We start from the raw sequence: 13,960 nt of genomic DNA, 5'->3' as shown, positions 1-13,960 counted from the left end.
CAGGGGTCAAATCGCTCCCGTAAATGACGCCGCTGGAACGACGATCTCCAGCCGGCGCGGGAGTGCCGATGTCGTATCGTTCCGGCCATCACGCCGAATATCCCCAGCACCATCCTCATGACCGCGGGCACGCCCACCATCATCGGCGCGCACCCGCCAGCCATCCGGCGCCGGTCGCGGCCGCATCGCAGAGCGACTACACGCTGGTGCATGCCGGCAAGCAGGTGCGCATCGGCCCGGTGGTGTTCTGGATCGTGGTCGGCACCGTCAGCCTGCTCGGGCTGTGGTCGGCGGCGACTGCGACCTATTTCGCGTTCCGCGACGACGTGTTGACGCGGCTGATCGCGCGCCAGGCCGAGATGCAATACGCCTATGAGGACCGCATCGCCGAGCTGCGCGCCAAGGTCGATCGCGCCACCAGCCGGCAACTGCTCGACCAGGAGCAGTTCGACCAGAAGCTCGACCAGATCCTCAAGCGCCAGACCGCGCTCGAGGGACGTGCCACCGCGCTCGGCAGCATGCCCGACATCACCGGCTCGATCCGCGCCCCGGCGCGTGCGCCGGTCGCGATCGAGCCGCCATCGGCGACAGCCGCGCCAAAACCGTCGCCGATCAGCGACACCGTGATCTTCACCGCGCCGCCGGACCGCGAGGCCCGGCTCGAATCGCGCAGCCCCGTGATGGCGAATGCGCAGCCCAACCCATCGACCAAGCTCGCCGGTGTCGACAACGTGCTGACGCGGCTGACGCGCTCGCTCGACCAGGTCGAGGCGCGGCAGGTCGCGATGCTGTCCTCGGCCGAGGAGACGCTGGAATCGAAGCTGCGCCGGATGCGCGGCGTCATCACCGATCTCGGCCTGGACATGGGCCAGCTCGAAGCGGCCGCGCCAAAGGGCGGCATGGGCGGCCCGTTCGTTCCGGTCAAGCTCGGCGCCGAATCCGGTCCGTTCGAACGCCAGCTCTACCGCATCAACATCACCCGCGCGCAGGTCGAGAAGATGAACCGCACGCTGTCGCTGGTGCCCTATCGCAAGCCGGTGATCGGCGAGGTCGAGTTCACCTCCGGCTTCGGCGTGCGCTCCGATCCATTCCTCGGCCGCCCCGCGATGCACACCGGCCTCGACTTCCGTGCTGCCACCGGCGATCCGGTCCGCGTCACCGCCAACGGCAAAGTGGTGAATGCCGGCTGGGCCGGCGGCTACGGCCGCATGGTCGAGGTCGATCACGGCAACGGCCTCTCCACCCGCTACGGCCATCTCTCCGAAATCAACGTCAAGGTCGGCCAGCAGGTGAAGATCGGCGACATCATCGGCGAGGTCGGCTCGACCGGCCGTTCGACCGGCCCGCATCTGCACTACGAGACCCGCATCGACGGCGAAGCCGTCGACCCGCAGAAATTCCTGCGCGCCGGCGTGCGGCTGAGCGCCGGGTAAGATCGCTCATCCGGCAAGCCGACGCGCGACCAACGCGCAACGGCATTGCGCGATCGCAATTGGTGCTGTTCCGCAGACATGCTAAGCATCCTGCGGGGATTTCAGGGCCGTGCGTCGCATTTCATCACACAGCAAACATCTGACGGGCGCCGTCGCCTGTGCGATGGCCTATGTGCTGGCGCTGCAGGTCACGCTGGCGGTGAGCCTGAACGCCTGGCTGCCGCCGAGCTTCGCCTTCGTATTCGGTGAGATCTGTCACGAGCGAATCGACAACGCTCGAGGGGGCGCCGACAGCTCGGAAGCGCCGGCTGCGGCGTCAGCGGCGCATTGTCCGCTCTGCGTCACCCCGGCTTTCGCACTGCTGCCGCCGCCCGACGCACCCACGGTCAGCCTCCGGCGCGTCCTTGGCGTTGCGTTCGAACCGATCGCGCCCTTGTGGCGCGCGACTGCCGAGGTCGACGCCGGGCACCGGGCGCGCGCGCCACCTCGGCTCGCCTGAGCGGCGGTCGCCGCATCTTCAGACACATCGCTGCGCCACATGCCGCCTCCGCTCTCACGGAGCCGCAGCGTGATGGCACGCACATCTTGGCATCATCAGCCGGGCGCCGTTGGCGCGTGCCCAGCTCCCGATCTCATCCGCAGATATCTGCGCAGCATCCTCCAGAGTTCTCCATGTCGAACGTCCTTTCAGGCTCAAAGCCGCCCACTGCCTCTTTACCTCCGCGACCGATGTCGTCGGCGCTGCTCGCGGCGACAGCCTTGCTGTGCTCCGCCGCTGAACCCGCCAGCGCGCGCCCCGCGGCGTCGCTGCCGACCGTCACCGTCGACCCCGCGCGTCAGCGCACGGCCAAGCCTCGTCCCCGGCCTGCGGCAAGCCGCGAGACTCACGCACCGGCCCCACACGCCACGGAAGCCGCCACGCAGCAGAAAGACACCGGCCCAACAGCTGCAAGCCGCACGCTGCCGCCGCAGGCCGGCTTCGAGCGCGGTCTCTCCTCGAGCGATTCGGCAGGCCTCGTCACCGACCTGCCGGGCGGCGCAGCCTGGGGCGCCGGCGGCGTCTCCAGCCTGCCCGCGATCAACGGCATGGGCGCCGACCGGCTCCAGGTCGCGATCAACTCGATGCTGATCTCGCCGGCCTGCCCGAACGAGATGAATCCGCCGCTGTCCTTCGTCAATCCGGCGATGATCGCAAAGATGCGCGCCTATCTCGGCATCGGCCCGGTCTCGGTCGGCGGCGACTACATCGGCAGCCGCATCGACGTCACCACCGCACCGCCCGCCTTCGCGGCGACCGACGGCTGGATCGCCAGCACCCGAATCGCCAGCTTCTTCCGCAGCAACGGCAACGACTATGGCGTCGATGCGACGGCCACGGCCGCCAACCGCGACACCAGCGTCACCTACACCGGCGGCTGGGTCAGGTCCGGCAACTACAAGGCCGGCGACGGCACCACCGTGAAGTCGACGCTGTACGAGACGCAGAACCACGCCATCAGCATCTCCAAGCGCAGCTTCGGCAACCTGTTCACGTTCCAGGTGGGCGGCCAGTTCATCCCCTACCAGGGCTATGTGAACCAGTACATGGACATGGTCTACAACCGCGGCCTGTTCGCCAACGGCCGCTACGAAGGCACGTTCGACTGGGGCCTGATCGAGGCGTCCGCCTTCGTGCATCAGATCCGGCACACGATGGGCTTCATCGCGCCCGACAAGGTCGCCTCGATGCCGATGGACACCAAGGGCCTCGACGGCGGCTACGCGATCAAGGCGACGCTGCCGGTGTCGGGCCAGGACCTCCTGCGCGTCGGCAACGAGCTTGCGCTCAACCGGCTCGACGACTGGTGGAGCCCGGTTGCCGGGTCGATGATGATGGGGCCGAACAGCTTCATCAACATCAACGGCGGACAGCGCGACCGCATCGGCACCTTCGTCGAATGGGAGCGGCACTGGGATCGGCAGTGGACGTCGATCGTCGGCCTGCGCAACGACGTCGTGCGGATGAACACCGGCAACGTCTCGGGCTACAACGCGATGATGTACGGCGCCGATGCCGCGGCGTTCAACGCCGCCGACCATGCCCGGACCGACGTGCATCTCGACGGCTCCGCGCTCGTCCGCTACGAGCCCGACGCGATCAGCCAGTTCGAGCTCGGCTTCGCGCGCAAGACGCGCTCGCCGAACCTGTATGAGCGCTACGCCTGGTCGACCAATGCGATGGCGATGCAGATGATCGGCTGGTTCGGCGACGGCAACGGCTATGTCGGCAACCTCGACCTCAAGCCGGAGAAGGCGCACACCGTGAGCTTCACCGCCGGCTGGCACGATCCGGCGCAGAAGCTGTGGGACGTCAAAGTGACGCCCTATGCCAGCTACGTGCAGGACTACATCGACGTCGACCGCTGCAAAACGGCGAGCTGCCTCGCCAGCAACCCCGCCAACCTGACGACAAATACCGGCTTCGTCTATCTGCAGTTCGCCAACCACGACGCCACGCTGGTCGGCGTCAATGTCGAAGGGCGCCTGACGGTCTGGGACGACCTGACCTACGGCCACGGCCAGATCCGTGGCCTGATCGGCTACGTCAGGGGCTACCGCACCGACGGCGTCGACCTCTACCACATGATGCCGGTCAACGCGAAGCTCGCGCTCGATCATCATCTCGGCGGCTGGACCAATTCGGTCGAGCTGCAGCTCGTCGGCTCCAAGAATGTCGTGAGCCAGGTCCGCAACGAGCTGACCACGCCGTCCTACGCGCTGGTCAACCTGCGCACCGGCTACCAGTGGCAGCACGTGCGGCTCGATCTCGGCGTCGACAACCTGTTCAACCGGACCTATGACCTGCCGCTCGGCGGCGCCGATCTGGTCGACTATCAAGTGGTGTCGATGATGGGCTCATCCGCGGCCTACGGCTACGCCGTCAAGGGCCCTGGCCGGTCGCTGAATGCGCGGCTTAGCGTGAACTTCTGACGACGGGCCGGCCCGCGGCGCGAACACCGCGGGCCGGCATGTCTCAGGAGGTTTCGAGCGCGTCGAGGAATCGCGACAGGTCCTCCCACAGATCGCCCGGCTCCTCCAGCCCGATGCTCAGCCGCACCAATCCCTCCGCGGCATTCCATGCGTGCACCGTGCGATCGGCCGTGACATCCATCGGCGCAATCAGGCTGTGGGTGCCGCCCCAGGAGGCGCCGATGGCGAACAGACTGAGATGTCCGAGCGCCGGATAGATCCGCGCGGTAAACTCCGGCCTGATGACGACGCTGAACACCGTGCTCGCAGCCTTGAAGTCGCGCGCGAAGATTTCGTGGCCGGGACAGGACGGCAACGCCGGATGCAGCACGCGCGCGACCGCCGGCGACTGTTGCAGCCGCTCGGCAAACTCACGCGCGACGCGACCCGAATGCGCCATGCGGACTCCCATGGTCTCGATGCCGCGCAGCGCCAGCGCCGCCTCATCCGGCGACACGCCGACACCGAGCACGCCCAGCACGTCCTTGAGCGCCTTGCGCAAGCTCAGGTTCTTGACGGTGATCGAGCCGAGCAGCAGGTCGGAATGACCGCCGACATATTTGGTCAGCGCCTCCACCGCGAAATCGACGCCATGCGCCAGCGGCTTGAACAACAGCGGGCTCGCCCAGGTGTTGTCGCAGCCGGTGAGCACGCCGCGCACCTTTGCGGCCCGCGCGATGGCCGGAACGTCCTGCACCTCCATCGTTCCCGAGCCCGGCGATTCCAGCCAGATCAGCTTCGTGCTGGCATCGATGAGATCGCTGATGCCGCCGCCGACCAGCGGGTCGTAGACCTCATGCGAAATCCCGCGCGCGGCGAGATAGTTCGCGCACAGATGACGCACCGGCGGATAGACGTGATCGGGGATCAGCACCTTGTCGCCGGGCTTGAGCACGGCGAGCATCGTGATCGCGACCGCGGCCTGTCCAGACGGGACCAGCACGGTGCGCTCGCCACCATGCAGCGCGCTGATCTGCGCCTCCAGGGTCCGCGTCGTCGGCGTGCCATGCAGGCCATAAGTGTAACCGTCGAGACCACGCTCGGCGCGCCGCGCAAAGTCCTGCGGCTCGTCATAGACGATCGTCGAGGCGCGATGGGTCGGAACCGCCAGCGACTTGAAGCCGTCGTGCGACACGGCGGGGTGCTGAACGCAGCGGGTGAGATCGTGCATGGAAACCTCGTGAGACAATGCTGACGGCCATCTTAGCGCAACGGCGCGAGCAGCGCGCTCAGGTGCAAGCACGTACAGAAGTCGAAATCCTTTGTGCTGCGCAGCTAGCGCTTCGCCGGCAGCACGAACACCTGGCCCGGATAGATCAGATCCGGCCGGCGGATCTGCTCGCGATTGGCGCGGTAGATGACTGCGTAGCGCGTGCCCTCGCCGAGGAGCCGGCGGCTGATGTGCCACAGGCTGTCGCCGCGTGACACGGTGATCGTCCTCGCACCGCTGCGCGCGGGTGACGCGGCAACGTCCTTCAGGTCGGCCGGCGACGCCGATGCAAGCTGCGTGCGCGCGCCGGGAGCACCGCCGCTTCCCTGCCCCTGGCCCCCCGCCGCAGGCAGCGAGGCCGTGGTCAGCGCCTCCGGCACATTCAACGGCACCTCGGCCCGCGCCTGCACGGCGCCGGTCTTGGCATCCACCTCGTCGAGCCGCAGCCGGTCCTTGCCGGCCCAGGCGGCATCCTTGATGGTCGTCGCGACGCGGCCATCTGCACCGGCCGTCGCGGTGTCGACCAGCCGGTCGTTGAGATAGATCCGGACGGTGGCCCCGGGCCGTGCGCGGCCGCCGACGCGCAGATTGCCGTTCGGCTCGAAGTCGACGGCCTCGACCGCGACCGCCAGCGGCACCGATGCGGCCGGCTTCGACAGCACGCGTGTCGGCTGGTCCGGCGCGATCACCGCGACGGTGGCCGGGCGCTTGCCGGCCTCGACCACCACCGCGACGCTCTGCTTGGACGAGATCTCGCGGCCGTCCGGCTGCTTGGCCCGCAACGTCAACTCGAACGTCCCGGCGGGCAGCGGCGGCGGCACCATGGAAAATTGCCCCGAGCGATCGGCCACCACTCGCGCATGCGGCTCGCCGTTGCGCAGCAACTCGACAGTGGCGCCGGGCGCCGCACGGCCGGCAACGACGGTGTCGCCCGACGGCTCCACGCTGACGACGTCGAACGACGGCCCATCGCTCTCGGCCGCCGGCGGCGCCACCGGCGCCAGCAGCGCAGCCAGTCCGCTGGCCTGTTGCTGCGCGCTGGCGAGCGCTGCCGCGGCTTGGCTCGCGCCGCCCTTGTCTGCCGCACCCGGCTCAGCCGCCGCAGCGCGCTGCGGAGCAGCGGGCGGACCGTCTGTCGGAGCGCTCGGCGCGGTCGCGCCAGTCCGGCTCGCAGACGTCCCCTCACGCTTGAAGATCGGGAGGTCGAGACCGAAGCCCTGCGCGAACGCAATGGCCAGGCCCGCGATCGCGAGCGCCGCAACGGCGCCGCCACCCCAGATCAATCGTCCGCCGTTTCCGATGCTCATGCGGTGATCCGTCCTGTGCAAACGAGGCGCGGAGACGACGGCTCCGTCAGCGGGAATCTTGCTTTGCACATAGCATCATACAGGGCGGAATGCCATTGCCCCGCGGCTGGGGGCAGCGATCGAGCCGCCCAACTTCCCAGTCAACTTGCGAGGTGTGACTTCCCCGCGCATCGGCAAAGCGCCAATCAGCCGCGAGCCCGCAGTGTCGAACCAGGCCCCCGTTGCAGAGCATGTCTGAGAATGCGGCAGAGCCCGACAATCACAAACTTTCCTATTTCTTTTTTCCAGAAGTCGTGTATGATCCGCGCATCCCGCCTCGTTGCGAGGGGCGTACGCGTCGTCACGGACGTTGGGGCGGGATGCGGTGGACGTGGGCTGCGATGCACGACGGGCATGGCGGCCGCGAACGATGAAGTCGCGTGGTCCTGACCTCCCGATGCTGAGGCCAAGTTCGTGCCGGTGCAGATGCGCTGGTGCGGATGACGGGGGCAAGAAAGCCCGGTCCCCGGGGAGATCGCGTATAAGTCGTTAAAACCATCGCGCAGGGAATGCCGGTTACGGCTTTGCCTGTGGTACCTGCCGCCTGCATTTTTTTCGCAGGCGGGCCATGGGTGAGGCCTTCACCCGGCATTCCCTGCACCCTCGTCTCGAGGGCTCGCTGCCGAAAGCTCGGACGCCCGTGCGTTACGAGGGATTTCGCATGCTCTATTGCTGATTGCTTGAGACGGTATCCGGCTCTCGAACCATCGCAATGCACAACGCGTAGTCTTACGGTGCCCATCTTTTACGCAACATTTAACGATCGGACCGCCTTCTCGCGTTCGTCCGAAGTTCAAATTCCGAATCCGATTCAATGGGCAGGTGGAGTTGATATCCGTGCGCAAGAATCTACCGGTCACGACCCATGAATACCCGATCACCGACGAGACGCTCATCGTCTCGCGCACCGATCTGAAGGGCAAGCTGACCTATTTCAACGAGCAGTTCGTCGATGCCGCCGGCTTCACTCCCGACGAGCTGATGGGCCAGCCGCACAACATCATCCGCCATCCCGACATGCCGGAGGCGGCTTTCGCCAACCTCTGGGACACGCTGAAGCAAGGAAAGCCGTGGGCCGGCGCCGTCAAGAACCGCCGCAAGAACGGTGACTTCTACTGGGTGCAGGCGACCGCGTCGGCCATCCGCGAGAATGGCGAGATCACCGGCTACACCTCGATCCGCACCAAGCTGCCGGCTGAGCAGCGCGCCGAGGCCGAGAAGGTGTACGGGCTTCTCAACCAGAACAAGGCGCAGGACTACACCATCAGCGCGGGCATCATCCGCCGCCGCTCGGTGTTCGACCGCCTGTCGCTGTTCACGGGTACGCTCAAAGCGCGCCTGACGACCTTGGCCGCGGTGCTGGGCGTGTTCATGTTGATCATCGGCGCAGCCGGCCTGATTTCGACCCGCTCCACCAATGTCGCCATGAAGTCGCTGTACGAGGATCGCACGATTCCGCTGGCGCAATTGTTCGAGATCAACGATCGCACCTTGCAGAACATGTCGTCGCAACAGTCCGCGGCGGCGAACGGCAAGGCCGGAAAGCCGATTGACGGCATCAGGGCGCTGGTGGACGGAAACAGCGCCAGGATCACCAAGGTCTGGGCCGACTACATGGCGAGCTACCTGACCCCGGAGGAGAAGATTGTCGCCGATGCCTTCGCGATCAGGCGCAAGGCCTATCTGGAGGAAGGCATCAGGCCAGGCCTAGCTCTGCTCGAGCAGGGCAAGTTCGACGAAGCGAGCCAGCATATCGCCACCAAGGGGCATGATCTGTTCGAGGCCGCCAAGCACGAGCTCGACAAGCTCGTCGAGATCCAGGTGAAGGAAGGCAAGGCGCTCTACGAGGAGGCCGAGAGTCAATATCTGGTGGTGCTCGCGATCATTTCGGTGATGATCCTGGCGGGCATCGGAATCGGCGCCACGTTCAGCCTGCAGAGCATCCGCGCGGTGCTGCGGCCGCTCAAGGTGCTCAACGACGCGATGCAGAACATCAGCCAGGGCAAGCTCGACAACCGCATTCCGGTAGAGCGCGACGACGAGATCGGCGAGGCGCTGCGCAACCTGCAGACCGTGCAGGCCATCGTCCGCTTCAACAGCGAGGAAGTGAAGGCTGTGCAGCACTCGGCCGAGGTCAAGCGCAAGGCCGGAATGAACAAGCTCGCCAGCGAATTCGAAAGCGCGATCGGCGGCATCGTGCAGACGGTGTCCTCGGCCTCGTCCCAGCTCGAGACGTCCGCCGGCACGCTGACCTCGAACGCGACGCGCTCGCAGGAGCTCGCCACCACCGTGGCCGCCGCGTCCGAGCAGGCCGCGACGAACGTGCAGTCGGTCGCCTCGGCCACCGAGGAGCTGACCTCGTCGGTGACCGAGATCAGCCGGCAAGTCCAGGAATCGGCGCGCATCGCCAACGGCGCCGTCGATCAGGCGCGCACCACCAACGACCGCGTCAACGAGCTGTCGAAGGCGGCCGCGCGGATCGGCGACGTGGTCGAGCTGATCAACACCATCGCCGGCCAGACCAACCTGCTGGCGCTGAACGCCACCATCGAGGCGGCGCGCGCCGGCGATGCCGGCCGCGGCTTCGCGGTGGTTGCGTCCGAGGTCAAGGCGCTCGCCGAGCAGACCTCGAAGGCGACCGGCGAGATCGCCCAGCAGATCTCGGGCATCCAGGCGGCGACGCAGGAATCGGTGTCGGCGATCCGGGAGATCAGCACGACCATCGAGCGGCTGTCGGAAATCTCCTCGACCATCGCCGCCGCCGTCGAGCAGCAGGGCGCGGCGACGCAGGAGATCTCGCGCAACATCCAGGAGGCGTCGCGCGGCACCACCGAGGTCAACACCAACATCGTCGACGTCCAGCGCGGCGCCTCGCAGACCGGCTCCGCGTCGGGAAGCGTGCTGTCGGCGGCGCAGTCGCTGTCGCAGGAGAGCGACCGGCTGCGGCAGGAGGTCGACAGATTCCTCGACAATGTGCGGGCGGCCTGAGCCGCCCCGCCTCACCGCCCGGTCAGCCGGATCGGGCGGCCCTGACTGATGAAGGCGTAATGGCCGGCGCCGATGCCGCCGACCATCAGCGCCTCGACGACGGGCTCGGCGATCTCACCGGTCGCGGCCCAGTCGATGACGAAATTGGCACCGGTGCCGCCGCGGGTGTCCTTGACGGGTACGAAGATCTCGACGGTCGCGAACGGCCTCAAGGCGACGGGCTCGCGCAGATGCGCCTCCACCAGCGTGCCGGCCGTGTCGTAATAGTTGATGCGCCGGACGATCAGAGGCCGCTGCTCGGAGGCGTTGTGGATGCTCAGCGTCACCGAGAAATCGGCCTGGACCCGGCCCGGGGTCATCGCGACGCTGGAATAGACGGGGACGTAGACGGCGCCCGTGACCGTGACGGGCTCCGCCGGAACTGGCGTCAGCGAGCTCGCGAAAGTCGTGGTCACGTCGTCGGCCGCCTGCGCCGCGCCGGCCGCAACAGCTGCGATGAGCAGCAGCGCGAATGCGCCGGTCCGGATGTGACAGATTGCGGGTTTCCTTGCGCGGCGGCCCGACATAAGTTGCCGCCTCGGGGGTTGCTTCATGCATGAACTGATCGGCGACATCACGCTCTGCATCCTGTTTGCGTGGGTGCTTGGACTGGCGGCGCACAGATGGCGCCAGCCCTCGATTCTCGCTTATCTGGTCGCGGGCTTCGCCATTGGCCCCTTCGGCACCGGCTGGGTCAAGTCCCAGGAGTCGATTTCCGTGATCTCGGAACTCGGCCTGATCTTCATGCTGTTCATGATCGGGCTCGAGATCGACCTCAAGAAGATCATCCGCGCCGGCCCGGTGATTCTGATTGCCGGCGGCGTCCAGCTGCTCGGCGGTGCCGCGCTCGGCATCCTGTTCTTCGTCGCGATCGGCATGCGGATGGGTGCCGAAAGCTACGACGCGCTCTATCTCTGCGTCGCCTGCGCGCTGTCCTCGACCGTCATCATCGTCAAGGTGCTGTACGAGAAGCGCGAGCTCGACACCCTGCCCGGCCGCATCACGCTCGGCGTGCTGGTTCTGCAGGACGTGTTCGCGATCCTGTTTCTGGCGGTGCAGCCGAGCCTCGACGACCTCCATGTCAGCGTGATCCTGCTGTCGTTCGCCCGCGCCGGCACGCTGGTCGCGATCGCCCTGTTGCTCAGCCGCTACGTCTTGCCGCCGGTGTTCCACCGCATCGCGCGCACCCCCGAGCTGATCCTGCTCGGCGCGCTGGCCTGGTGCTTCCTGATCGGCGAGATCGCGGAAAGGCTGCACCTGTCGCGCGAGATGGGCTCGCTGGTTGCGGGCGTCTCGCTGTCGACCTTCCCCTACGCGCTCGACGTCACCGCCAAGGTCACGACGCTGCGCGATTTCTTCATCACGCTGTTCTTCGTCGCGCTCGGCATGACCATCCCGATCCCGACGCTGTCCGTGGTCGGGCTGGCGCTGGTGATCGCGCTCTTCACGGTGGCGAGCCGGCTGCTCACCACCTTTACGCCGCTCTACATGATGCGGCAGGGCCTGCGCGCCAGCCTGCTGCCGGCGCTCAACCTTGCCCAGATCAGCGAATTCTCGCTGGTGGTGATCCAGACCGGCGCCGCCGCCGGCCACCTCAAGAACGGCACGTCGAGCGCGGCGTCCTTCGCCTTCGTGCTGCTCGCGGTGCTCTCGACCTTCGTCATCGTGCGCTCCGACCCGATCGCGCGGCGAAGCATCCCGCTGCTCAAGCGGATCGGCCTGCGCGACCTTGATTCGAGCAAGGACGGCGAGGCCGGCCATGAGGGCGGGCACGGCGCCGGACGGCCGATCGTTCTCCTCGGTTTCTTCCGCACGGCCAGCGCCCTCCTCAGCGAGATCGAGCGCAATGAGCCGGCGCTGCTGGAACAGATCGGCGTGGTCGATTTCAACCCGGTGGTCTTCCGCACCCTGTCCGATCGCGACATCCAGGTGACCTATGGCGACATCAGCAATGTCGACACGCTGATTCACGCGGGGGTCGGCCAGGCCGAGTTGATCATCCTGAGCATCCCGGACTCGCTGCTCAAGGGCGCCAACAACGAGAAGCTGGTGCGCCACGTGCGCAGCATCAATGCAACGGCCAAGATCGTCGCGACCGCCGACCTGCTCGCCGACGTCAACGACCTCTACGATGCCGGCGCCGACTATGTGACCGTGCCGCGGCTCAGCGATGCGCAGGTGCTGCTCAACCTGATCCAGGACGCCAGCGCCGGGCTCCTCTCCGAGCGCCGCAGCCAGGCCGAGGCGATGCTCGCCGACCGCCGCGAGGTGCTGCCATGAGCCGGGCGCGTATCCATCTCCGACACAATCTCTGATCCCGCTGGACTTGAATCATGGCAAACACGAGCGTTCACGTCGTCGATCACCCGCTGGTCCAGCACAAGCTCTCCTTGATGCGCGAGCGTGACCGCTCGACCAAGGGCTTCCGCGAGCTCCTGAACGAGATCGGCATGCTGCTGGCCTATGAGGTCACGCGCGACCTGCCGCTCGAGCTCGTCGACATCGAAACGCCGATCGCCCCGATGAAGGCGCCGAAGATCGCCGGCAAGAAGCTCACCCTGGCGCCGATCCTGCGCGCCGGCGTCGGCTTCCTCGACGGCATGCTGGCGCTGATGCCGTCCGCGCGCATCGCCCATATCGGGCTCTACCGCGATCCCAACACGCTGCAGGCCGTCGAGTATTATTTCAAGGCGCCGCAGGACCTGAGCGACCGCACGGTGATCCTGATGGACCCGATGCTCGCGACCGGCAACTCCGCCTGCGCGGCTGCCGAGCTGCTCAAGACGCGCGGCGCCCGCGACATCCGTTTCGTCTGCCTGCTGGCGGCACCAGAAGGCATCGCCAAGTTCGAGAAGGAGCATCCGGACATCCCGATCTGGACCGCAGCGATCGACGAGAAGCTGAATGACCACGCCTACATCGTGCCCGGTCTCGGCGATGCCGGCGATCGGATGTTCGGCACGAAGTGATCGTGAACGGTTCAGCAGGACGGTCGCGGTGAAAGGCGAATGACACTGAGGATGCGACCATCGATCACCAGCAGCGCACTCCCGATCACCAGCGCACCGCTGATCTCCCGCAACGAGATGCTTTCGCCGAGCACCAGCGACCCGAGCAGGATCGTCGTCAACGGGATCAACAACGTCACGAGCATCACGTTGGTCGCCCCGGAGCGGCGCAGGATCTGGAAGAACACGATGTAGGCGAACGCTGTCGACAGCGCCGCAAGCCCGATGACCGCGAGCCACGTCTGAAGTCCGGGAAGTGGAAGACGCCAGGGCTGGTCGACCGGGCCGGCGATAACCAGCATCATCACGCTCGAAGCCGAGAGCTGGAAGGTGGCGGTTGCAAGCGGCGGCGAATGAGCGAGATGGCGGCGCACCAGCAGTGCGGCGATGCCGTAGCTGAGCGATGCGCCAAGACCGAACAGAATGCCGTAGCCGCCGGCCGAGCCGCCGAGCCCCGATCCGCCTCGCAGGATCACGACGCCGACGAGGCCCACGATCAGGCCCGCAGCCCGCCGGACCGACAGCCTTTCATCCCCCGCGGCAGCCATTACCACGATGGTGAACAGCGGCGTGGTCGCGTTGAGCACCGCAGCAAGACCGGAGGTGATGAACGTCTGGCCGATCACGATCAAGCAGAACGGCACGACATTGTTGAACAGCGCCACGGCGAGGAACGGCAGCCAACCGACCATCCCCCTGGGAAAACCGAGCCCGCGCAGGCGCGCCACCGGCAGCAGAATAGCAGCCGCCAGCACGATGCGCAGCAGCACCAGCGTCAGCGGCGGCAATTCCTTCAAGGCGAGGCCGTTGAAGATGAACGACCCGCTCCACAGCAGCGAGAGCAGGCCGAGCAGCGACCAGTCCCGCGCGTCCATGCTCTCATTCTGGGATGTCATCACGGCAACCGTGGTTCAATGTCGGCGTGAA

At 66.8% G+C, this 13,960-nt stretch carries 10 protein-coding genes; 6 read left to right on the top strand and 4 right to left on the bottom strand.

Annotation, left to right across the window (positions count from 1 at the left end):
- Positions 1-68 precede the first annotated feature (68 nt).
- From ACQR2C_RS08715 to ACQR2C_RS08705, 3 genes are all read left to right on the top strand, one after another.
- Entirely contained in the window at positions 69-1,433 is a 1,365-nt protein-coding gene (locus ACQR2C_RS08715; RefSeq protein ID WP_316178936.1) for a M23 family metallopeptidase, read from the top strand.
- Between the two features lie 109 nt (positions 1,434-1,542).
- Positions 1,543-1,932, top strand: a complete 390-nt coding sequence (locus ACQR2C_RS08710) for a hypothetical protein (RefSeq protein WP_315800144.1) — start codon at positions 1,543-1,545, stop codon at positions 1,930-1,932.
- A 230-nt stretch (positions 1,933-2,162) separates the two neighbouring features.
- The gene (locus ACQR2C_RS08705; protein WP_434880916.1) at positions 2,163-4,403 is read left to right on the top strand and encodes a TonB-dependent receptor domain-containing protein; all 2,241 of its coding nucleotides are present in this window, start codon (positions 2,163-2,165) and stop codon (positions 4,401-4,403) included.
- Positions 4,404-4,446: 43 nt separating this feature from the next.
- On the opposite strand, the gene ACQR2C_RS08700 is transcribed toward ACQR2C_RS08705, so the two are convergent.
- On the bottom strand, positions 4,447-5,613 hold the full coding sequence (locus ACQR2C_RS08700; RefSeq protein WP_434880915.1) for a trans-sulfuration enzyme family protein: 1,167 nt from the start codon (positions 5,611-5,613) through the stop codon (positions 4,447-4,449).
- 104 nt (positions 5,614-5,717) lie between these two features.
- Positions 5,718-6,959 carry a LysM peptidoglycan-binding domain-containing protein gene (locus ACQR2C_RS08695; RefSeq protein ID WP_434880914.1) on the bottom strand — a complete coding sequence of 414 codons (1,242 nt, stop codon included), beginning with the start codon at positions 6,957-6,959 and terminating at the stop codon, positions 5,718-5,720.
- 876 nt (positions 6,960-7,835) lie between these two features.
- Here ACQR2C_RS08695 and ACQR2C_RS08690 point away from each other — a divergent pair.
- Complete coding sequence (locus ACQR2C_RS08690; protein ID WP_315800148.1) at positions 7,836-9,986, top strand: methyl-accepting chemotaxis protein; 2,151 nt, start codon at positions 7,836-7,838, stop codon at positions 9,984-9,986.
- 11 nt (positions 9,987-9,997) lie between these two features.
- Here ACQR2C_RS08690 and ACQR2C_RS08685 read toward each other — a convergent pair whose 3' ends face one another.
- Positions 9,998-10,552, bottom strand: a complete 555-nt coding sequence (locus ACQR2C_RS08685; RefSeq protein WP_434880913.1) for a DUF3124 domain-containing protein — start codon at positions 10,550-10,552, stop codon at positions 9,998-10,000.
- A 25-nt stretch (positions 10,553-10,577) separates the two neighbouring features.
- Between ACQR2C_RS08685 and ACQR2C_RS08680 the strand changes: the two genes are divergently transcribed.
- Together ACQR2C_RS08680 and upp are read left to right on the top strand one after the other, a co-directional pair.
- The gene (locus ACQR2C_RS08680; RefSeq protein WP_434880912.1) at positions 10,578-12,305 is read left to right on the top strand and encodes a cation:proton antiporter; all 1,728 of its coding nucleotides are present in this window, start codon (positions 10,578-10,580) and stop codon (positions 12,303-12,305) included.
- A gap of 53 nt (positions 12,306-12,358) precedes the next feature.
- Positions 12,359-12,994, top strand: coding sequence for a uracil phosphoribosyltransferase (gene upp, locus ACQR2C_RS08675; RefSeq protein WP_315800151.1), 636 nt, complete (start codon positions 12,359-12,361; stop codon positions 12,992-12,994).
- Between the two features lie 11 nt (positions 12,995-13,005).
- Here the strand turns inward: upp and ACQR2C_RS08670 are convergent, their stop codons facing one another.
- Positions 13,006-13,929: a DMT family transporter gene (locus ACQR2C_RS08670; RefSeq protein ID WP_434880911.1), complete on the bottom strand. Its 924-nt coding sequence runs from the start codon at positions 13,927-13,929 to the stop codon at positions 13,006-13,008.
- Between the last annotated feature and the right edge of the window lie 31 nt (positions 13,930-13,960).

The organism is Bradyrhizobium sp. HKCCYLRH3061, assembly GCF_051168015.1.
GTDB lineage: Bacteria > Pseudomonadota > Alphaproteobacteria > Rhizobiales > Xanthobacteraceae > Bradyrhizobium.
This window is presented reverse-complemented; position numbering and strand designations above follow the sequence as displayed.